Origin of the sequence: Streptomyces cinnamoneus (assembly GCF_002939475.1) — a bacterium.
Taxonomy (GTDB): Bacteria; Actinomycetota; Actinomycetes; order Streptomycetales; family Streptomycetaceae; genus Streptomyces; species Streptomyces cinnamoneus_A.
This window is the reverse complement of record NZ_PKFQ01000001.1, coordinates 672622-691806: the sequence shown is the minus strand read 5'-3', so window position 1 is coordinate 691806 and position 19185 is coordinate 672622. Positions and strand designations below refer to the sequence as shown.

Here is a 19185-nt window from a genome sequence, read left to right as displayed (position 1 = left end):
AATCCTGCGTTCATACCAGCTTGAAATATGTCGGGGCGTCAGCCCGTGATTTGGTCCGCGGTACGGGGAGTCGTTGCTCCGGACGACTCATCCGGTGCCGAGCACCCGCGCCAGGTCGTAGCTCACCGGCTCCTCCAGCTGGGCGTACGTGCACTGGCGGGGCTCCCGGTCGGGACGCCAGCGGCGGAACTGGGCGGTGTGCCGGAAGCGGTCGCCCTGCATGTGGTCGTAGGCCACCTCCAGCACCCGCTCGGGGCGCAGCGGGAGCCAGGACAGGTCCTTCTTGCCCGTCCAGCGGCTCGGCCCGCCGGGCAGCCGGTCCGCCGCCTGGGCGTCCGCGCTGGCCCACTCCTGCCAGGGGTGCCCGCCGACGTCCGCCATGCGCAGCGGCTCCAGCTCGGCCATCAGCTCCTGGCGGCGCCGCATGGGGAAGGACGCGCAGACCCCCACGTGCTGCAGCCGCCCGGCGTCGTCGTACAGGCCCAGCAGCAGCGAGCCGACGACCGGGCCGCTCTTGTGCAGCCGCAGGCCGGCCACGACGCAGTCGGCCGTCCGCTCGTGCTTGACCTTGACCATGACGCGTTCCCCGGGCCGGTACGGCAGCCCGGGCGGTTTGGCGATCACCCCGTCCAGGCCCGCGCCTTCGAACTGCTCGAACCAGCCGCGCGCCACCTCCAGGTCGTGGGTGACGGGGGCGGTGAAGACCGGGTCGTGGGCGCCCCGCAGGGCGTCCGTCAGGGCCTCGCGGCGCTCGCGCTGCGGGGTGTCCATCAGGGACCGGTCGCCCAGCGCCAGCAGGTCGAAGGCGATCAGGCCGGCCGGGGTCACCTCGGCCAGGTGGCGCACCCGGGAGTCGGCCGGGTGGATCCGCTCCAGCAGGGCGTCGAAGTCCAGGCGTCCGCCGCGGGCGACGACGATCTCGCCGTCCAGGACGCAGCGCCCGGGCAGCTGCCGCAGCAGGGCGTCGACCAGCTCGGGGAAGTAGCGGGTGAGCGGTTTGCCCGAGCGGCTGCCCACCTCGATCTCGGGGCCGTCCCGGAAGACGATTGCCCGGAAGCCGTCCCACTTGGCCTCGTACTGCATCCCCGGTGGGATGACCGACGCGCTCTTGGCCAGCATCGGCAGCACCGGGGGCATCACCGGAAGGTCCATGATCTTGATTGTGGGGGCAGGCCCGCCGCCGTGCCCGCCGACAGGCGCCGCCCTCCCGTTCGGCCTAACGTGAGGCGCATGGCAGAGACCATGGAGCTGACGGTCGGCGAACGCACCGTCCGGCTGTCCAACCCCGGCAAGGTCTACTTCCCACGGCGCGGCTTCACCAAGTACGACCTCGCCCACTACTACCTCAGCGTCGGCGACGGCATCCTGCGCGCCCTCAGGGACCGGCCCACCACGCTCGAGCGCTACCCCGACGGGGTGGAGGGGGAGTCCTTCTTCCAGAAGAGGGCCCCCAAGAACCTCCCCGAGTGGATCCCCACCGGCCGGATCGCCTTCCCCAGCGGCCGCTACGCCGACGAGATCTGCCCCACCGAGGTCGCGGCCGTCCTGTGGGCCGCCAACCTGGGCTGCGTCACCTTCCACCCCTGGCCCGTCCGGCGCGCCGACACCGACCACCCCGACGAGCTGCGCATCGACCTCGACCCCCAGCCCGGCACGGGCTACGCCGACGCGGTGCGGGCCGCGCTGGAGCTGCGCGAGGTGCTGGACGGGCTCGGCCTGACCGGCTGGCCCAAGACCTCCGGCGGCCGCGGGCTGCACGTCTTCGTACCCATCAGGCCCGAGTGGACCTTCGTCCAGGTGCGGCGGGCCGCCATCGCCGTCGCCCGGGAGCTGGAGCGGCGGGCGCCGGAGCGGATCACCACCGCCTGGTGGAAGGAGGAACGCGGAGAAAAGATCTTTGTCGACTACAACCAGACCGCCCGTGACCGCACCATCGCCAGCGCCTACTCCGTCCGGCCGCGTCCGAACGCCACCGTCTCCGCCCCGCTGCACTGGAGGGAGGTGGCCGACGCCGTGCCCGAGGACTTCGACCTGGCGACCATGCCCGCCCGCTTCGCCGAGGTGGGCGATCCGCACGCCGGAATGGACGCGCGGCCCTGTGGTCTGGAGGCGGCGCTCGACCTCGCCGCCCGTGACGAGCGCGAGCACGACCTGGGTGACCTGCCCTACCCGCCCGAGCACCCGAAGATGAAGGGCGAGCCGAAGCGGGTGCAGCCCAGCAGGGCGCGTAAGGGTGACGCCTGACGGACCGTAGGCCATCCGGGGTCGCGACTGGATTTGTGTTTATGGCGACATTTCATGTGGAACTTGGGCATTGCGTGATCAACTTCGCATCAAGGGAGTTCCCATGTTCAGGACATTCGCGCTCCGCGGCAGGAAGGTCCCGGCCGCCGTCCTCGCCGCCACCGTGCTCGGCGGGTCGCTGCTCGTCACCGGCCCGGCGCAGGCTGTCCCGCCGACCAGGCCGTACGGCACCTCCACCGCGGTCAAGGGCCTCAACGAGCGCTCGTACCCGAGCACCGACGCCTCCGTGCGCGGGGTCATCAAGTTCCACAGCCAGGTCGGGGTGCGCTGCAAGGTCCACGCTCAGGAGGTGGCCGGCAACAGCGTCTGGTACCTCCTGCGGGACCGGGCCACCTGGGTGGCGGCGAAGTACGTCGAGAACACCGGGGACGTGCCCCTGTGCAAAGCCGTCAACCGCAACGCCATGGACGACAGTCCGGAGTCCCACAACGCCGTGGGATGACGAGGCCCGGCCCGCGGGGCGTCACCGGGTGGCACGGGCGGCGCCGGACCGCCCGGCGCCGTGCGCGGCCGGCTCGCCCGTCATGACGAGGCCGTCCTTGCCGGCGCCCCGCGACAGCACGGCCTCGCGGATCCGGTCGCGGGCGGCCGACAGGCGCTCGCGGCCCGGCTGCTCCCCGGCCGCACGGCTCAGGTCGAGCACCCTGAACCCCCTTGCCAGGTCGGTCAGCTGGGGCACGAACTCCGCCTTCGTCACCGTCCAGCGGCCGCCACGCCGTGCGGGCGGCGCGAAGGAGAAGCGGGCGAGGGAACTCTGGTTCCCCCGCTCGTCGGGCGCCCCCTCGGGGTTGAACATCCTCCCCGCCAGCTGGTCGCCCATGCCGTAGACGACCCACGTGCCGTTGACCTTCTCGTAGGCCTGCGGCACGTGGTTGTGCGTACCGATGATCAGGTCGACGTCGGGGCGGCCCCCCGTGGCCGCGGCCGTGAGCCGCCGGGCGAGCGTCAGCTGCTGCTCGTCCGGCTCCGGCTGCCACTCGGTGCCCCAGTGCAGGCTCACCACGACGACGTCGGCCCCGGCCTTCCGGGCCGCCCGCGCGTCGGCGACGATGCGGCCGCGGTCGATGAGGTTGACCGTCCACGGCCGGCCCTCGGGCAGGGGGACGTCGTTGGTCCCGTAGGTGTACGCGAGGTGGGCGACCCTCGCCGGGCCGGCCCGCAGGAGGTTCACCCGGGCCGCCTCCGCGGCCGACCGGGCCGAACCGGAGTGCCGCAGCCGTACGGCGTCCATGGCGTCCAGCGTGCGCCGCACCCCCTTGGCGCCGGCGTCCAGCGTGTGGTTGGAGGCGGTGGAACAGGAGTCGTACCCCGTCTCCTTGAGCGCCCGCGCCACGTGCGGCGGTGAGACGAACGCCGGATAGCCGCGGAACGGGCCCTTCTCCTCGCCGTACACGGTCTCCATGTGACAGATCGCCACATCGGCGGCGGAGACGACCGGCTGGACGCCGGCGAGCATGGGCCGGAAGTCGTAGCCGGTGCCGGACCGCCGGCCGTCCTGCCGCGCCTGCCGGATCACCTCGGCGTGCGGAAGCACGTCACCGGTGGCCACGAGCGTGAACCCGCCCCGCCCGGCCGCGCGCGAGGGCGCGGGGACGCTCGCCCGGGGCTCCGCGCCCGGCGAACAGCCCGCCGCCGCGCCGCCGAGAAGGCCGAGCGCGGCCAACAACACCCTGCCCGCGTGCTTCCTCACCGCCCGGACTCCGCCTCTCCCTCGAAAACCCCACGCCTTATATGACTTATAAGGGAGCCTCTGCCGGATTTCACGGCGACGGGGGCCGTCAGTGGAGGGGAAAGCCGGCCGCGACCTCGGAGCAGGCGCCTAGAGTTGCGTCACGCTCTCGTATCGGCCGGAAGGAAAACGTGTTGGACCACCCGACCCACGGCTGTGTCCTGCTGCTGGACGGCACCCCCGACCGGCGGCGCGGCGCGCTGCCCAATCCGACGGCGCACGCCATCGCCGGCGCCAGCCCGCGCGGGTTCCTCGCCGCCGCCTCCGCCGACGTCGTCCAGCTGCCCGCCATGGCCGGCCCCCAGAGCGTGCTGGCCTACCTCCAGGACGCGGCGCGGGTCCCGGGCCCCCTCCTGGTGTGGGTCACCGGCCACGTGATGGTCCCCGCCCGGCGCAGCACCGAGCTGCACCTGGCCCTGCGCGAGAGCACCGCCTCGACCGTCCGCTACACCGGCCTGCCATGGGAGTGGCTCACCAGGACCCTGCGCGAGCACGCCGGCCCCACCCTGCTCCTCGTCGACGCCGAGGCCGACGCCCACGCCTGGCCCCACGTGAGCGCCGCCGCCCACGACGGAAGCCTGGCCGCGGGCCTCGCGGTGTGCGGGGTCCTCACCCCGGCCGCGGCCAAGCCCTCTCCGGAGGCGGGGCCCTACACCCGCGCCTTCCTCACCGCCCTGTCCGTCGGCCACCCCGCGGCGGGGCCCACGCTCGACCCCGTGCTGCCGCACCAGCTGGCGCTCACTCAGGCCACCCTCCCCGAAGGCTTCCTCGCCCTCCAGTACGGCGCCACGGGACCCGTCCTCGCCAACCGCGCCGCACCCGGACCGGCCGCGGGCCCGCCCGCCGTCACCGCGCCCCCGGCGGCCGCCCCCGAGCCCCCGCAGCCCGAGGAGGACCCCCTGCCGCGCATCCTCGCCGCGGCCCGGGCCGGCCGGCACAACGAGGCCGCGGCCATGGCCGCCGCCTGGGAGCAGCAGACGCTGCGCCGGCACGGCCCGCACAGCGCCGAGGCGGGACTGTGGGTCGAGGTGCGCGCCGACCTCGCCCGGCTCGCGGGCGACCACCCCCGCGCCGCCGAACTGTGGATGTCCGCCGCCTCCCACCGCCTGGCCCGGGGCGGCCCCGCCGACACCGAGGCCCTCGCCGCGCTGAAACGCGCCCACTACTGCTGGCAGCACAGCGGCGACCGGGCCCGCCGGCTGGCGCCCGCCCTGCTCGCGCTGTGGGAGCAGCTCCCGGACGGGAGCGAGGCCGCCGCCGACGTCCGGACACGCCTGGAGGAGACACCGCCGACGCTGTCCCGCTAGCGGACGCCCGGCGGGTCGGCACGCGCCCGTCGGGCACCCCCGGGGCACGTCCCGCGCGCGCGTGCCGTACGCCCGACGGCGCGGGCCCGGCGGGTCAGCCCCGCGCGGTCGTCCACCACCGGGCCTTGTAGATGCCGCCCCGCAACAGCGTCCGGGCGCCGTCGGGCTGGTAGAGGACCAGGGTCGTGGTGCACCAGGAGCAGGCGTGGCCCGGCTCGGGCCGGGTCACCAGCACCTGCCCCGTACGGGGGTCGTCGCCGACGCTCTTGATCCCCGGAGCGCTGACGCGGGACTGCAGGGCGTACGGCACGAACGCCTGCTCAGCCGTCGAGTACTGGTACACCGCCGAGCCTGTCGTCACCCACAGCCGGCCCGGACTGGCGAGCACCGGCGCGAGGTCGTGACCGTTCCGGGTGGGCAGGGTGACACGCCGGACGACGGTCAGCGTCGGGTCGTCCTCCTCGCCGCCCGCCTCCAACGCCACCAACTGCCGGCTGCCCACCGCCCACAGCAGCCGCGTCCGGGGATCCCAGTGCACCCCGTGCGCCCCGGCCAGCGGCACCTGGGCGTGCCGGGTGGCCCGCGAACCGGTGGCGGCGGCGTAGAGCCGCACGAAGCCGCCGGTGCTCGCGGCCACCGCCACGTTGCCGTCGGGCAGCAGCTCGATGCTGTGCGCGTTGCCCCTGCCGGTGTCGGTCGCCCAGTACACCTCCCGGCCCGGGTACCCGACCACGGCCGCCAGCCCGCCGGAGGCCGTGGCCAGCAGATAGCGCTTGCCGCCCAGGCTGCGGAACTTGACCTCGCTCGGATTCGACCACGAGGTCCCCGGATCCAGGTCGGCGAGGCCCGCCCGCCGGTCCGCGCTCCACGACCACAGCACCCCCGGGTCGTCGTCGTCCTCCGCGTCCCAGCGCGACCTCGACGAGTCGAGGACCAGCACCGACCGCGTCGTCTGGTCGGCGGCCACGATCGGTGAGGACGACGGTGCCCGCGGTGCCCCGCGCTCCCGTGCCTGTGCCGCGCCGGTCGCCGCCAGTATCAACAGAACCGCGAGCACAGCGGCCACCGGCCGTCTCGCCCCCGCCACCCGTGTGGGCTTCCCGCACCCGTACTCCACCCCGGCTCCCTCCCTGTGGCGCGCTCCGCGCCGGGAGGACCGGCGGGACGCGCGCGCCGACAGCATCGGGCCGGGGCAGCGGGGGCGTGCCGCCGCCACGCCCGTGACTCACGCAAACGGGTAAGTCTTCATACCGGTGGGCGGACCCGCTGGGCCGGACGGGTGATTTTCCCCCGCCGCCTCGCTGCCCCTGCGTCATTTCGGGGAGCGTGGGCAGTGGACGGATGTGCTCGATGCAGAACGGGTGGAGAGCCGATGACCACGAGCGAAAGAGCGCCGGACCGATACCCCGTTCGCTTCTGGGACGTGGGGGACCTCAAGGGCCTGGACTTCGATCCATTCATGGCCGACCGACTGCGCGACGATCCGGTGTCCCGGGTCAAGCTGCCCCACGGCGAGGGGCACGCCTGGCTCGTGACCCGCTACGAGGACGTCAAGTTCGTCACGTCCGACCCGCGCTTCAGCCGGCAGGCCGTGCTCGGCCGCCCGATCACCCGGCTCGCCCCGCACTTCATCCCGCTGGACGAGGCGGTGGGCTTCGCCGACCCGCCCGAGCACACCCGGCTGCGCAAGTCCGTGGCCAAGGCCTTCACCGCCCGCAGCCTCGACCGGCTGCGCCCCGGAGCCCAGCGCGCCGCCGACGAACTGCTCGACGCCATGGAGCGGCAGGGCCCGCCCGCCGACCTGATGGAACACCTCAACGGACCGCTGCCGCTGGCCGTGATCAGCGACCTGATGGGCGTCCCCGAGGAGGACCGGCCGCGGATGGCCGAGTGGACGAACGTCCAGCTGTCGGCCGGACACGGACGGAAGGCCAGCGAGCAGGCCAAGGAGAACATGGCGGCCTACTTCACGGAGCTGCTCGGGCACCGCTGTGCCGAGCCGCGCGACGACCTCGCCGGGGACCTCGCCCAGGCCACCACGCAGGGCGAGCTCAGCATGGCGGAGGCCGTGGCCGTCGCGCTGCTCATCCAGGCCAGCGCCGCCCACGCCGTGCGCAACAACAGCGGCAACATGGTCTACGCCCTGCTCACCCACCCGCAGCACACGGCGCGGCTGCGCTCCGAACCCGGCCTGCTGCCGCAGGCGATCGAGGAGCTGCTGCGCTTCATCCCCCACCGCAACGCCGTGGGCCTCGCCCGCGTCGCCACCGAGGACGTCGAGGTGGGCGGCGTCCTCATCCGGGCCGGCGAGGTCGTCCACTCGTCCTACCTCACGGCCAACCGCGATCCGGCCGTCTTCGACCGCCCGGACGAGCTGGACTTCGACCGCGAGCACAACCCGCACCTGTCCTTCGGGCACGGACCCCACTTCTGCCTGGGGTCGATGCTGGCCCGGCTGGAGTCGGAGATCATCCTCGCCACCCTGCTGCGGCGGTTCCCCCGTCTCCGGCTCGCGGAGCCCGTGGAGAGTGTCCCCTGGCAGCGGGACGCGCTCATCCGGGGCCCGGAGCGCCTGCCCGTCACCTGGTAGGCGCCCCCGCACACGAAAGGCTTCGCACGATGACGCTCATCACCGCGCCCGACGGCCTGGTCGTGCCCCCTGGGGAAGGCCGCACCCTCGTCACCCCGGCCCAGCAGGTGACCTTCAAGGTCACCGGGGAGCACTCGAAGGCCGCCTCCAGCTTCGAGGTCGTCGTCCCGCCCGGCTTCGACGTCGGCGCCCACCTGCACACCCGCAGCGAGGAACTCTTCTACGTCCTGGAGGGCGAGCTCGACGTCCTCGCCTTCGAGCCCCGCATCCGCACCCGGGACAACTGGCGGGAGTGGGAGTCCCCGAGCGGTCAGCGGTGCGTGCGCGCGACCGCCGGCACGGTGATCGTCGTGCCGGCGGGCTGTCCCCACGCGTTCGCCAACCCCACGGGGGACCCGGCCCGCATGTTCTTCCAGGCCTCGCCCCCGCCGGACCACGAGCGCTACTTCGAGGAACTCTTCGAGATCCTCAACTCCGGTCCGCCCGTGGACGAGGAGGCCGTGGCCAAGCTGCGCGTGCGCTACGACATCGAGCAGCTCACGCCCCTGCGGATGACCCCGCGGGGGGAAGGACGCGCCGCTCCCGCTCCGTGATGGCCAGGTCGTTGACGCTGGCGAAGCGGCGCCGCATCAGCCCGTTCGCGTCGAACTCCCAGTTCTCGTTGCCGTAACTGCGGTACCACTGGCCGGCGGCGTCGTGCCACTCGTACTCGAAGCGCACGGCGATGCGGTCGCCGGTGAAGGCCCACAGCTCCTTGCGCAGCCGGTAGTCCAGCTCGCGCTCCCACTTCGCGCGCAGGAACGCCACGATCTCCGTCCGGCCGGTGAGGAACACGTCGCGGTTGCGCCACTCGGAGTCCTCGGTGTAGGCGAGGGCGACCCGTTCGGGGTCGCGGGTGTTCCACGCGTCCTCGGCGGCCCTGACCTTCCGCAGAGCGGTCTCGGCGGTGAACGGCGGGCACGGCGGCCTGGTGTCGGGCATGGGTCTCCTCTTTCCGGGCAACTCTTTCCGGGCAACGCGGAGAACGACCGTTCTCCGCCGTGTGCGGTAGCGTAGGAGAACGATGGTTCTCATGCAAGGGGAGACGACGATGGGCGGCACGACGCCGACGGCGGCGGAGGTGATCGAGGCGCGGGTCCTCGACGCCGCCGAAGAACTCTTCTACGGCCAGGGCCTCCAGTCCGTGGGCATGGACGCGATCCGTGCCGCCTCCGGCGTCTCCCTCAAGCGCCTCTACCAGCTCTTCCCCTCCAAGGAAGCGCTCGTGGAGGCCTATCTGCGCCGTCGCGACGAGCGCTGGCGCGAGGCGCTGGAAGCCCACGTCCACGGGGCCTCCGCCGGTCGCGACCGCGTCCTCGCGGTCTTCGACTGGCTCGGGCTCTGGTTCGCCGAACCGGACTTCAGGGGCTGCGCGTTCGTCAACTCCTTCGGCGAACTGGGCGCCGTCTCCCCGGGCGTCGCGGCCGCGGCCCGCGCGCACAAGGACGCCTTCCGCCGGTACCTCGCGACCCTCGTGTCCGAGGCGGACGCGCCGCCGCGACTGGCGGACCAGTTCCTGCTGCTCGCGGAGGGCGCGATGACGACGGCCGCGCTCTGCGGCGACCCCCGACCGGCCCGCCACGCACGCGAGGCGGCGTCGGTGCTTCTGGACGCGGCCTAGGGGGTGTCCGATGGGTCAGCACGGGCCCTGCGGCGCCCGGCACGGCACCTCGCTGCGTTGTCGCATCAGCCGAGGACGCCCGGTCCGAGGCAGATGCTCCGCCTTGCGATGCACCGCACCGGACACCGCAGGACCCGCACCGACCCATCGGACACCCCCTAGGCGCGGTTGGGAGGGGCGTGGCAGGGAAAGGGCGGGGTTGTGCAAGATCCACTTATGTTTCATCGTCCGCGCCGGAACACCCACCCCTCCCAAGGAGCACGCGTGCACCGCCTCACCTACGACGACGTCAAGCGGGCCGCCGACCGGGTCGCCGGGCACGTGCGGCCCGTGACCGTCACCGCCGCGGCGCCCGGCCTGTGGCTGGCGCTGGAGCACATGCAGCACACCGGTTCCTTCAAGGCCCGGGGCGCCCGCAACTTCCTCGCCGCCCACCAGGAGGACGGCACGTTGCCGGCCGCGGGCGTGACCATCGCCTCGGGTGGCAACGCCGGGCTCGCCTGCGCCTGGGCCGCGCGGGCCCAAGGGGTGCGGGCGACCGTCTTCCTCCCCGAGAACGCCCCGCACGTCAAGGTCGCCAAGCTCCGCTCGTACGGCGCCGACGTCCGTCTGGTCGGCACCGAGTACGCCCAGGCTCTCGCCGCCTGCGAGGAGTTCGCCCGCACCACCGGCGCCCTGCCCAGCCACGCCTACGACCACCCGCTGATCGCCGCCGGCGCCGGCACGCTCCTCGACGAGGTCCGCGAGCGCGTCCCCGGCCTCGACACCGTCGTCGTCGCCGTGGGCGGCGGCGGGCTGTTCGCCGGGGTCGCCACCGCCGCCCGCCACCACGGCGTCCGGACCGTCGCCGTCGAGCCCGAGAACTGCCGGGCGCTCAACGCCGCCCTGGACGCCGGACGCGTGGTCGACGTGACCGTGGACTCGGTCGCGGCGGACGCGCTCGGTGCCCGGCGGGTGTCCGCGGACGCCCTGGCCCTCGCGCGGGACGGGGGCGTGCGGTCCGTCCTCGTGCCGGACGACGAGATCGTGCGTACCCGCCAGACCCTCTGGGACGACCGCCGGCTCGCCGTGGAGCACGCGGCGGCCACCGCTCTCGCCGCCCTCGCCGGCGGGGAGCGGGCCGCCTACGTGCCCGCCGCCGGCGAACGCGTCGCCGTGGTGGTCTGCGGCGCCAACACCGACCCCAGCGACCTCGTGCAGCGCTAGGACCTCACCCGGGCCGCCGTTGCAACACCCCGCCGGGCGAAGGGGGTTCAGCACCCTTCCGCACATTGCGGACTCTCCGCTAGAAATGCGGCAGACGCAGCCGACGGGGGGAGTTCGCATGGATCCGCACGACCCGGTACCGCCGCCCGAATGCCCGGGCTTCGTCGACGTGAGCGTCCGCCTCACCGGCTTCGACGAGTTCACACTGCGGGGCACCGGCCTGGTCCGCCTCTACCACGACACCACCGTCGAACAGGTGGGCCGGGCGGCGGTGGGCCGCTTCCTCGACGACCTGGCCGCCGCCGGGGGAGACCCCGGCGGCCTCACCGACGAGGTGTCCCGCGACATCGCCCGCGCCATCACCCACCTGTGGTACCTGGGCGTCTGGCCCCAGCTCTCCCGCTCCGTGCACGCGGCCCTGGGCCGCGAGAAGCCCAACACCGCCTTCACCGTCTCACCCGAGGCGTACACCGAGGGACTGGTCTGGCAGACCTTCCACGGCCACCCGCCCGGCGCCAAGGCCCCGGGCTTCGGCACCTGGGCGGACCCGCCGCCCGGCGCCCCCGCCCCAGCCCGGCGCACGGGGGAGGACGCCCGGTGACCGCCGGACCGGCGCGGCCCGCCACGCCGCGGTACGACGTCGTCGTGGTGGGCGCCGGGCTGGCCGGCTCGCTGGTCGCCAAGCGGCTGGGTGACCGCGGCTGGCGGGTCCTCGTCCTGGAGGCCGGCACCCGCACCCTCGACAGCTGGCCCGGCCACCTCGACGCCCTCGACACCGCCCACGCGGCCCTGGCGAAGGTCCCCAACGCGCCCTACCGCCGCAATCCGGCGGCCCCCTTCCCCGACGTCCTCGACCTGACCGGCCTGCCGGACGGCGGCTACCGCGCCGACGGCTACTTCCTGCAGAACGGCCCCCTGCCCTACGGCAGCGACCACCTCCGGGCCACCGGCGGCACCGCCCTGCACTGGATGGGCCTCGCGCCCCGCATGCACCCCGACGACTTCCACGTCCGGCGCGCCTACGGCTACGGCCGGGACTGGCCCCTGGCCTACGACGACCTGGAGCCCCACTACCGCGCCGCCGAACGCGAACTGGGCGTCGCCGGCGACGCCGACGAGCAACGCGACGCCATCGGCCTGCCCTTCCCGCCCGGCTACGGCTACCCCATGCACAAGATCCCCCGCAGCTACCTCGACTCCGTGATCGCCGCCCGCCTCGACGGCGTCCGGCTCCGGGAGGCACCGGACGCTCCCGAGACCACCCTGCGCGTCGTCACCACCCCCCACGCCCGCAACAGCACCCCCAACCCCGGCTACGACAGCGGCCGCGGCCACCGCCCCCGGGGCGCGGTCGGTACGCCCAACTACGGCGAGCGCTGCGTCGGCCACGCCTTCTGCGTGCCCATCTGTCCCGTCCAGGCCAAGTACACCCCCCTCAAGACCCAGGCCACATGGAGCGACGACGTCACCCTCGTCGCCCACGCCGTGGTCTCCCGGGTCCTCACCGCCGGGAACGGCCGCGTCCTCGGCGTCGAGTACCAGCGCTACGACGACCCCGCCAGCCCCGCGCACACCACCCGCACCGCGGAGGCGGACCTCGTCGTCCTGGCCGCCCACGCCGTCGAGAACGCCAAGCTGCTCCTGCTCTCCGGGCTCGCGGACGCCAGCGGGCAGGTCGGGCGCAACCTCATGGACCACCCCGTGCTGCTCACCTGGGGACTGCTGGACCACCCCGCGGGGCCGTTCCGCGGGCCCGGATCCACCTCGGGTCTGGAGTGCTTCCGCACCGGCCCCGCCCGGCGAGACCGCGCACCCTTCCGCGTCGAGATCGGCAACTGGGGCTGGTCCTGGCCGGCCGGCTCCCCGTCCGGCGACGTCTCCCGGCTGCTCGGCATCACCGGCGACCCGTCACAGCCGCGCGGCAAGGGCCTGTTCGGCGCACGGCTGCGCCGGGAACTGGGGCACTTCGTCGGCCGCCAGTTCAGCTTCCAGTTCGCCTTCGAACAGGACGCCGAGAGCCGCAACCGCGTGACCGTCGACCCCCGGCACCGCGACCGGCTCGGCATCCCCCGGCCCGTCCTCACCTACGACCTCTCCGACCACGTCAAGCGCGGCATCGCGTCGGCCAAGGCCGTCTCCGACCAGCTGTTCCGGCTGCTGGGGGCCGAGGACCACACCGCTTACGCCCCCGGGACGTCCGCACCCGGCTGGTTCCGCCACGGTGACGGCGCGTTCGAGTTCAAGGGCGCCGGTCACGCCGCCGGCACCCACGTCATGGGAGCCTCCCGCGCCGACTCCGTGGTCGACCCGTGGCAGCGCTGCTGGGACCACCCCAACCTCTACGCCGTCGGCTGCGGCAGCATGCCCTCGGTCGGCACCTCCAACCCCTCCCTCACGATGGCCGCCCTCACCTTGCGCAGCTGCGAGCGGATGCACCGCGACCTGACGGAGCTGCACCGGCCGGCGGCCCTCCGGCTCCCGGAAGGACGGCCATGACCGAGCCCGCGGTTCTCGCGGAACCGCCGTTCCGGGTGCCGCGCGACCGCGCGGACCTCCAGCTCTTCCTCCAGGCCGCGTTGACGCTCGAACACCTCACCATCCCGCCCTACCTGACGGCGATGTACTCCCTGCGCCCGGGCCGCAACCGGCCCGCCTCCCACATCATCCGGAGCGTCGTGCTGGAGGAGATGCTGCACATGACGCTCGTCGCCAACCTCCTGAGCGCGGTCGGCGGCGAGGCGCTCGTGGCCGACTCCCGCTTCGTCAGCTCCTATCCGGCCGTGCTGCCGTTCAGCAAGGAGAAGGTCCCCGTCGCCCTGCGCCACTTCGGGCCCGAGGCGCTGGAGACCTTCCTGTACATCGAACGCCCCGCGTACGTGGCGGAGCCGCCCGGCCACCCCTCGGTGGGCGAGGACGACGGCTGGACGTCCGTAGGGCAGTTCTACGCGACCCTTCGCGCGGGTGTGCTGCGCCTGTCGGCCGAGCTCGGCGAACGGGAGCTCTTCTGCGGCGACCCGGCCCGCCAGGTCGGCCCGGCGGACTTCTACGACTCCGGCGGCGAGGTCTTCGCGGTCACCGACCTGGCCTCCGCCCTGAAGGCCCTACGGGTCGTCACCGAGCAGGGCGAGGGCGCCGACGGGACCGTCTTCGACTCGGACGAGGAGCTGTTCGGGGAGACACGGCAGCCCGCCCACTACTTCCGGTTCGACGAGATCCGCCGGGAGCGCGCGTACGGCCCGTACGACACCCCCGCCGGCGGACCGTCCGGCCCGGACATCGCCGTCGCGTGGCAGGACGCCTATCCCCTCGACCCCGGGGCCAAGGTCGCCCACTACCCGCCCGGCAGCGCCGTACGGCGGGCGGCGGACCGTTTCAACGAGGTCTACGCCCGCCTGCTGTGCGTCCTGCAAGCCGCCTTCACCGGCACCCCCGCCGTGCTGCGGGCCGCGGTGCCCACCATGCTGGAGCTGCGGGCGCTCTCCGAGCGGCTCCACCGCAACCCGCACCCCGATCCCGCCAGGCGCGCCGCGGGGCTCCACGCGAGCCCGACCTACGAGGTCACGGAACGGCACTTCGAGCGGGCCCGGGCGGAGCTTGCCCTCCGGGAGTGACGGCGTCCGGGGGCGCGACGGTCCTGGACGGCACGGGAGCGGCGGTCGTCCGCAAGGGCGGTGCCGCGGCCGTGGTGCGGGCCGGGGGCGCGGCTCCGGTGGTGTGGGCGGGCGGTGCCGCCGCGGTGGTGTGAACCGGGGGCGCGGCGGCCGTCGTCCGTGCGGCGGTCGGCTGCACCGCGGCGGCCGAATGGCTGGCGACCGGCGGCTTGCCGGTGGCGGGCGGCCTGGACGACGCCGGGGAACCCGTCCTGGGGGGACCGGCCGACGTCGCCGGCGGCTTGCCGCTGGGCGGCTTCGACGTGACCGGCCCGCCCGTGGACGGCCTCCCGGAGGACGGGCCCGGGACCGACGGCCCGCCGGATCCGGACGGCGTCCCCGACGTGGACGGCGACCCGGACCCGGACGGCTCGCCCGGCCCGGACGGGGAGCCCGTGCCCGGCGCCGAGCCGGACGGCGTCGGCACGGTGGACGGCGGCGGGGTGACGGGGTAGGGCTTGCTGTCGGTCGAACCGTCGCTGCCGGCCGGCCGGTTGAACCCCCTGTCGGGATGCTGGACGTCGATGACCGGGAGGGTCTCGCGCGGCCCCTCTTCGGGGCTCCGCACGATGATGACCGTGACCTGCGTGCTCTGGAAGCTCTCCCACCGCTTTCCGGTGTACGTGGACGCCTCGCGGTCGATGCCGTTCTCCGGCTGCCGCAGGGGGTTGCCGCAGTTGCACTTGACCGCGGGGTTGTCGTACGGGTCGAGGAGCACGGCGGTGCCGACCTGGAGGACGGACAGGTACGCGACCGTCTTGCCGTCGCCCTCGTAGTTGTGGTTCTTGACCAGGGTGTCCTCCGGGACGATCTCCTCGGTCAGTGACCTGATGTGCTCCGCGATCTTGTCCGCGGGGATGCCGCGCGCCTTCGCCCAGGCGTCCGCCTTGACCTTGTCGGCCGTGATCTGCTGGATCAGCGTCGCCTTGTCGCAGCGGGTCCTGCCCGGCGTCCCGCCGAACGCGCCGCGGCTGCGGGCTCCCGTGACGGCCTTGACCCCCCGGAGGTCGGAGTCCGGGGCCTCCATGAACGGCTTCGGGGCGATGACGCCCGCCGCCTCCAGGGAGATCCTGGCGGCCTTCCTCTCCGTGTCGTTGCCGCAGCCCGCCACACCCGCGCCGCCGAGCAGCGCAGCCGCGGCGAGCAACGAGACGAGACACTTCCGTTTCCGCTGCACAGCCCACCCCCGAGGTGCCGATCCGTCTCTTCCGCCGTTCCCGTTCAGTGGTTCTGGCACGTGACCCATCCCCCGCCACAGGTCGGGCCGGGGCTCTTCCACGGCGTCGCGGACGGGGTGGGGGAGGGTTCCGGCTCGGTGGCCTCGGTGGCGGACGGCGTGGGGTCCTGCGCGTTGGAGGCGTCGTCCCCCGTCTGCCCGGCCGTCGCCGTCGCCACGGGGCCCCCGTCCGAGGTGCCCGGCGACGTGCCGTTGCCGCTGTCGCGCAGCGCGGCCAGCGCCGCGACGCCACCGGCGACGAGCACCAGGGTCACCACGGCCGCCACGATCCACGCCACCTTGCGCTGACCGGCCTCTCCGGTGCCGGGCCGTGCCGCGGGCCCGGGGAAGACGGGGTTCCCGGGAGCCGGCCCGACGAGCGGCGTCGCGAGGCCGCCCTGCTGGAGCCCGGCCGGCACGCCGACGGGCGCCGGGCCGTAGCCGGCGGGCGGGCCCGGCCGGGTGAGGGCCGCCGAGGACACCGGCGTCGGCGGACCCGGCGCCCCGCCCCGCACCGTGCTCCCCGCCGTTCCGCCCGGCTCCCGCACCGACCGCCGGTCGAAGGTCGTGGGCGTGTATCCCGGAGCCTGGGTCAGCTGCCCGCTCGCGACCGCGTCGAGCAGCCGCTCCGCCTCCGCCGAGCCCATGCGGGCGTCCGGGTCCTTGCGCATCAGCCCTTCCAGCAGCGGCGTCAGCGGACCAGCGCGCCGCGGCGGGGAGGGCTCGTCGTCGACCACGGCCCGCAGGGTGCCGAGCGGGTCGCCGCGCCGGAACGGGGACACCCCCTCGACCGCGACGTACAGCAGGGTGCCCAGCGACCACAGGTCCGAGGGGATGCCCGGCCGCCGGCCCTGCGCCCGCTCCGGGGCGAGGTACTCGGCGGAGCCGACCAGATCACCGGTGCGCGTCAGGGTGCCGGCCCCCTCGACGAGGGCGATCCCGAAGTCGGTGAGCACCACGCGGCCCCCCGGCTCCAGCAGCACGTTCGCCGGCTTGACGTCGCGGTGCAGCACACCGACGGCATGGGCGGCGCGCAGCGCCTGCAACAGCGCCGCACCGATCCGGGCGGCCTCCTTGGGTTCGAGCACTCCTTCCTGACGGAGCACCTGGTCGAGGGACTGGCCGCGCACCAGCTCCATCACGATCCAGGGGCGTCCCTGCTGCTCGACCACGTCGTGCACGGTGATGACGCCCGGGTGCGTGATGCGCGCGGCGGCGCGGGCCTCCTGTTTCAGCCGCGCGTAGAGCACCCGCACCTCGTCGTCGCCGAGGTGCTCCGGCGCCCGGACCTCCTTCGCCGCCACCTCGCGGTCCAGTACCTCGTCGAGCGCGAGCCAGACCACCCCCATCCCGCCGTGCCCCAGCTGCTCCAGGAGCCGGTAGCGCCCGGCCACCAGCGGATGGTTCCGTCCTGTCTCCATGCCGTACGCCCCCTCCCCCTGCGTACGGCGTACCGAGCCGTGCGCGTTCGGGCCACACCGGCTGGGACGTGGCGGTGGCTCGAACCGTTCCCCTCGCAAGTGAAGGGCGTGTGAGGTTACGACTGACGGCACTGAGGGGTTTCCCGCTGTGGGGGCCCTTTCAGCTCACGGCTGTCCGGTGGTGGGCTCCTCCGGCGTCGCCGCACCGGTCAGGGGCCGGCCGCAGCGCAGGTTCCACCGGCCCGCCCGGCCGGTGAGCTCGGTCGCGGTCAACGGGGGGACGTCCAGGCGCCAGAAGGCCGCGGGCGGCAGGCCGAGCGCGTGGACGAGCACCGCGCGGACCACCGCCGGCTCGGCCACGGCCAGCACCCGGCCGGCGTCGCCGGACCGCTCGTCCAGCCAGGCGCCGGCGCGGCCCACCAGCTCCGTCACGGACTCACCGCCGTGCGGCGCCGCGCCGGGATCGGCCAGCCAGGCCGCCACCGCCTCCGGCTCGGCGGCGAACACCTCGTCCAGGGTGCGGCCGCGCCAGCTCCCGGCGTCCAGGTCCCGCAGCTCCGGTGCGACCCGCGGGTCCAGGCCGAGGGCGGAGGCGGTCAGACGGCAGCGGGTGGACGGAGCCGTGAGGACGAGGGAGGCGCGCGGCAGCGTGCCGGCGACGGCACGGGCGCCGCGCAGACCCGCCTCCTCCAGCGGGCCGTCGTCGTCGAAGCGGACCTCGCGCAGGGCGGAGCCGCTGGCGGGCGAGATCAAGATCACACGCAGGGTCATGGGGTGTCCTCCTCCCGTGCTTCCGGGGGCGCTTGGGTCCCGGCGCCCGGTGGGCCACCGCATCGGGCGGCGTGTGCGCCGGGTGTGCGCGCCCGCACGCCGTAGCGCGGTGATTCACCAGGCGGTACGGTCGCGTGTACATGACGACGGTGCGCTCGGAAGCCGGTGCGAATCCGGCACGGTCGCGCCACTGTAATCCCGACAGGGCCCCGGCGATCACCGGGGCGGGGGCGGGGGAGTCAGACCCGACACCGTCGTCCGCACCAACGATCGGGACGCGTGTTCCCCAGGAGGTTCTGTCATGGCCCAGTCCGCCGCCCCTGTCTCCGGCAGCCCCGCCATACCCGAGATCGCCCCGATCTCCCTGAAGGCGATCGCCCCGTGGGCCGCCTTCGTCGGCGTCCTCATGCTGGTCCTGCTCTACTTCGTCGGCGCGGAGCAGGGCGCCACCGCGCTCATCTCCGGCGAGGGCGTGCACGAGTGGGTCCACGACGGCCGTCATCTGCTCGGCTTCCCCTGCCACTGAGACCAGGGGTACGAACTCGTGAACTCCGTATCCGTCCGGACCCTGCTGGTCCGCGGCATGCTGGCCGGTCTCGCCACCGGGGTGCTGGCCCTGATCACCGCCTATCTGCTGGGCGAGCCCCATGTGGACTCGGCCATCGCCTTCGAGGAGGCGCACAGCCACGACCACGGCGACGGCGTGGAACTGGTCAGCCGCACCCTTCAGTCCACCGGTGGGCTGGCCACGGGCATCCTGGTCTACGGCGTCGCCCTGGGCGGCATCGCCGCCCTGGCGTTCTGCGTGGCGCTGGGCCGTGTCGGCCGGTTCGGCCCGCGGGCCACGGCGGCCCTGGTCGCGCTGGGCGCCTTCGTCGCGGTCTTCCTGGTGCCGTTCCTGAAGTACCCGGCCAACCCGCCGGCGGTGGGCGACCCCGACACCCTGGACAAGCGCACGGCACTGTTCTTCCTGATGATCGCGCTCAGCGTGCTGCTGACGGTGGCGACGGTCATCCTGGGCCGGCGGCTGGCGCCCCGCCTGGGCAATTGGTACGCGACGGTCGTCGCGGGCCTCGCCCTCGTGGTCGTGCTGGGCCTCGCCTTCGCGTTCCTGCCGTCGGGGGACAACGTGCCGGAGGGCTTCCCGGCCACGCTGCTGTGGGAGTTCCGGCTCTCCTCCCTCGCCACGGAACTGGTCCTGTGGACCGGCTTCGGGCTCATCTTCGGTGAGCTGGCGGAGCGGGCGCTGGTGCCGAAGGCCGGCCGGGCCGCGCCCGAGCGCGACACCGAGCCCGCAGCCGTCTGACGGGCGAACGCACGAACGCCGGGCC

The 19185-nt window shown here is 74.2% G+C and carries 19 protein-coding genes; 12 read left to right on the top strand and 7 right to left on the bottom strand.

The window, feature by feature from the left end; translation table 11 throughout:
* Nucleotides 1-87: 87 nt before the first annotated feature.
* On the bottom strand, nt 88-1152 hold the full coding sequence (locus CYQ11_RS03245) for an ATP-dependent DNA ligase (protein WP_099198992.1): 1065 nt from the start codon (nt 1150-1152) through the stop codon (nt 88-90).
* Nucleotides 1153-1230: 78 nt separating this feature from the next.
* Between CYQ11_RS03245 and ligD the strand changes: the two genes are divergently transcribed.
* Together ligD and CYQ11_RS03235 are read left to right on the top strand one after the other, a co-directional pair.
* The gene (ligD, locus tag CYQ11_RS03240) at nt 1231-2244 is read left to right on the top strand and encodes a non-homologous end-joining DNA ligase (protein ID WP_099198991.1); all 1014 of its coding nucleotides are present in this window, start codon (nt 1231-1233) and stop codon (nt 2242-2244) included.
* 103 nt (nt 2245-2347) lie between these two features.
* Nucleotides 2348-2746, top strand: a complete 399-nt coding sequence (locus tag CYQ11_RS03235; protein ID WP_099198990.1) for an SH3 domain-containing protein — start codon at nt 2348-2350, stop codon at nt 2744-2746.
* Between the two features lie 21 nt (nt 2747-2767).
* On the opposite strand, the gene CYQ11_RS03230 is transcribed toward CYQ11_RS03235, so the two are convergent.
* Nucleotides 2768-3994 carry a CapA family protein gene (locus CYQ11_RS03230; RefSeq protein ID WP_240003370.1) on the bottom strand — a complete coding sequence of 409 codons (1227 nt, stop codon included), beginning with the start codon at nt 3992-3994 and terminating at the stop codon, nt 2768-2770.
* 173 nt (nt 3995-4167) lie between these two features.
* Here CYQ11_RS03230 and CYQ11_RS03225 point away from each other — a divergent pair, with 173 nt between their 5' ends.
* Nucleotides 4168-5340, top strand: a complete 1173-nt coding sequence (locus CYQ11_RS03225) for a hypothetical protein (protein WP_099198988.1) — start codon at nt 4168-4170, stop codon at nt 5338-5340.
* A gap of 94 nt (nt 5341-5434) precedes the next feature.
* Here CYQ11_RS03225 and CYQ11_RS03220 read toward each other — a convergent pair whose 3' ends face one another.
* Nucleotides 5435-6523, bottom strand: coding sequence for a DUF6528 family protein (locus tag CYQ11_RS03220; protein WP_243469296.1), 1089 nt, complete (start codon nt 6521-6523; stop codon nt 5435-5437).
* Nucleotides 6524-6712: 189 nt separating this feature from the next.
* Between CYQ11_RS03220 and CYQ11_RS03215 the strand changes: the two genes are divergently transcribed.
* Nucleotides 6713-7930, top strand: a complete 1218-nt coding sequence (locus tag CYQ11_RS03215; RefSeq protein ID WP_099198986.1) for a cytochrome P450 — start codon at nt 6713-6715, stop codon at nt 7928-7930.
* A 29-nt stretch (nt 7931-7959) separates the two neighbouring features.
* The gene (locus CYQ11_RS03210) at nt 7960-8523 is read left to right on the top strand and encodes a cupin domain-containing protein (protein WP_099198985.1); all 564 of its coding nucleotides are present in this window, start codon (nt 7960-7962) and stop codon (nt 8521-8523) included.
* Here the strand turns inward: CYQ11_RS03210 and CYQ11_RS03205 are convergent.
* Nucleotides 8468-8911 carry a nuclear transport factor 2 family protein gene (locus tag CYQ11_RS03205; RefSeq protein ID WP_099198984.1) on the bottom strand — a complete coding sequence of 148 codons (444 nt, stop codon included), beginning with the start codon at nt 8909-8911 and terminating at the stop codon, nt 8468-8470. The two genes, CYQ11_RS03210 and CYQ11_RS03205, sit on opposite strands and share 56 nt — an antisense overlap.
* Before the next feature lie 91 nt (nt 8912-9002).
* On the opposite strand from CYQ11_RS03205, the gene CYQ11_RS03200 reads away from it, so the two are divergent.
* The 5 genes from CYQ11_RS03200 (at nt 9003) to CYQ11_RS03185 (ending at nt 14407) form a co-directional block, all read left to right on the top strand.
* A complete protein-coding gene (locus CYQ11_RS03200) occupies nt 9003-9590 on the top strand; it encodes a TetR/AcrR family transcriptional regulator (RefSeq protein WP_240003369.1) in 588 nt (195 codons plus the stop codon).
* Nucleotides 9591-9854: 264 nt separating this feature from the next.
* Nucleotides 9855-10796 (top strand): threonine/serine dehydratase, encoded by a 942-nt coding sequence (locus CYQ11_RS03195; protein WP_099198982.1) that lies wholly within the window; start codon nt 9855-9857, stop codon nt 10794-10796.
* 118 nt (nt 10797-10914) lie between these two features.
* Nucleotides 10915-11397 carry a hypothetical protein gene (locus CYQ11_RS30135; RefSeq protein WP_240003368.1) on the top strand — a complete coding sequence of 161 codons (483 nt, stop codon included), beginning with the start codon at nt 10915-10917 and terminating at the stop codon, nt 11395-11397.
* Nucleotides 11394-13292, top strand: coding sequence for a GMC family oxidoreductase (locus CYQ11_RS03190; RefSeq protein WP_240003367.1), 1899 nt, complete (start codon nt 11394-11396; stop codon nt 13290-13292). Before CYQ11_RS30135 ends, CYQ11_RS03190 begins: the two co-directional genes overlap by 4 nt.
* On the top strand, nt 13289-14407 hold the full coding sequence (locus tag CYQ11_RS03185) for a ferritin-like domain-containing protein (RefSeq protein ID WP_099198980.1): 1119 nt from the start codon (nt 13289-13291) through the stop codon (nt 14405-14407). The genes CYQ11_RS03190 and CYQ11_RS03185 overlap by 4 nt, the downstream gene beginning before the upstream one ends.
* Here the strand turns inward: CYQ11_RS03185 and CYQ11_RS03180 are convergent.
* The 3 genes from CYQ11_RS03180 to CYQ11_RS03170 all read right to left on the bottom strand — a co-directional run bounded on the left by CYQ11_RS03180 (nt 14355) and on the right by CYQ11_RS03170 (nt 17854).
* Nucleotides 14355-15593: a DUF6777 domain-containing protein gene (locus CYQ11_RS03180; protein ID WP_099198979.1), complete on the bottom strand. Its 1239-nt coding sequence runs from the start codon at nt 15591-15593 to the stop codon at nt 14355-14357. The genes CYQ11_RS03185 and CYQ11_RS03180 overlap by 53 nt on opposite strands.
* A gap of 74 nt (nt 15594-15667) precedes the next feature.
* A complete protein-coding gene (locus CYQ11_RS03175) occupies nt 15668-17083 on the bottom strand; it encodes a serine/threonine-protein kinase (protein ID WP_205041797.1) in 1416 nt (471 codons plus the stop codon).
* A 165-nt stretch (nt 17084-17248) separates the two neighbouring features.
* Entirely contained in the window at nt 17249-17854 is a 606-nt protein-coding gene (locus CYQ11_RS03170; protein WP_099198978.1) for a histidine phosphatase family protein, read from the bottom strand.
* 301 nt (nt 17855-18155) lie between these two features.
* Between CYQ11_RS03170 and CYQ11_RS03165 the strand changes: the two genes are divergently transcribed.
* Nucleotides 18156-18380 carry a CbtB domain-containing protein gene (locus tag CYQ11_RS03165; protein WP_099198977.1) on the top strand — a complete coding sequence of 75 codons (225 nt, stop codon included), beginning with the start codon at nt 18156-18158 and terminating at the stop codon, nt 18378-18380.
* 18 nt (nt 18381-18398) lie between these two features.
* On the top strand, nt 18399-19160 hold the full coding sequence (locus tag CYQ11_RS03160) for a CbtA family protein (protein ID WP_099198976.1): 762 nt from the start codon (nt 18399-18401) through the stop codon (nt 19158-19160).
* The last annotated feature ends 25 nt before the right edge of the window (nt 19161-19185 follow it).

Excerpts from the sequence above, each read along its gene's own strand:
- CYQ11_RS03170 (WP_099198978.1), bottom strand. The coding sequence starts at position 17,854 with ATGACCCTGCGTGTGATCTTGATCTCGCCCGCCAGCGGCTCCGCCCTG.
- CYQ11_RS03215 (WP_099198986.1), top strand. The coding sequence starts at position 6,713 with ATGACCACGAGCGAAAGAGCGCCGGACCGATACCCCGTTCGCTTCTGG.
- CYQ11_RS03165 (WP_099198977.1), top strand. The coding sequence starts at position 18,156 with ATGGCCCAGTCCGCCGCCCCTGTCTCCGGCAGCCCCGCCATACCCGAG.
- CYQ11_RS03235 (WP_099198990.1), top strand. The coding sequence starts at position 2,348 with ATGTTCAGGACATTCGCGCTCCGCGGCAGGAAGGTCCCGGCCGCCGTC.
- CYQ11_RS03200 (WP_240003369.1), top strand. The coding sequence starts at position 9,003 with ATGCAAGGGGAGACGACGATGGGCGGCACGACGCCGACGGCGGCGGAG.
- CYQ11_RS03185 (WP_099198980.1), top strand. The coding sequence starts at position 13,289 with ATGACCGAGCCCGCGGTTCTCGCGGAACCGCCGTTCCGGGTGCCGCGC.
- ligD (WP_099198991.1), top strand. The coding sequence starts at position 1,231 with ATGGCAGAGACCATGGAGCTGACGGTCGGCGAACGCACCGTCCGGCTG.
- CYQ11_RS03210 (WP_099198985.1), top strand. The coding sequence starts at position 7,960 with ATGACGCTCATCACCGCGCCCGACGGCCTGGTCGTGCCCCCTGGGGAA.
- CYQ11_RS03245 (WP_099198992.1), bottom strand. The coding sequence starts at position 1,152 with ATGGACCTTCCGGTGATGCCCCCGGTGCTGCCGATGCTGGCCAAGAGC.
- CYQ11_RS03205 (WP_099198984.1), bottom strand. The coding sequence starts at position 8,911 with ATGCCCGACACCAGGCCGCCGTGCCCGCCGTTCACCGCCGAGACCGCT.
- CYQ11_RS30135 (WP_240003368.1), top strand. The coding sequence starts at position 10,915 with ATGGATCCGCACGACCCGGTACCGCCGCCCGAATGCCCGGGCTTCGTC.
- CYQ11_RS03175 (WP_205041797.1), bottom strand. The coding sequence starts at position 17,083 with ATGGAGACAGGACGGAACCATCCGCTGGTGGCCGGGCGCTACCGGCTC.
- CYQ11_RS03220 (WP_243469296.1), bottom strand. The coding sequence starts at position 6,523 with ATGCTGTCGGCGCGCGCGTCCCGCCGGTCCTCCCGGCGCGGAGCGCGC.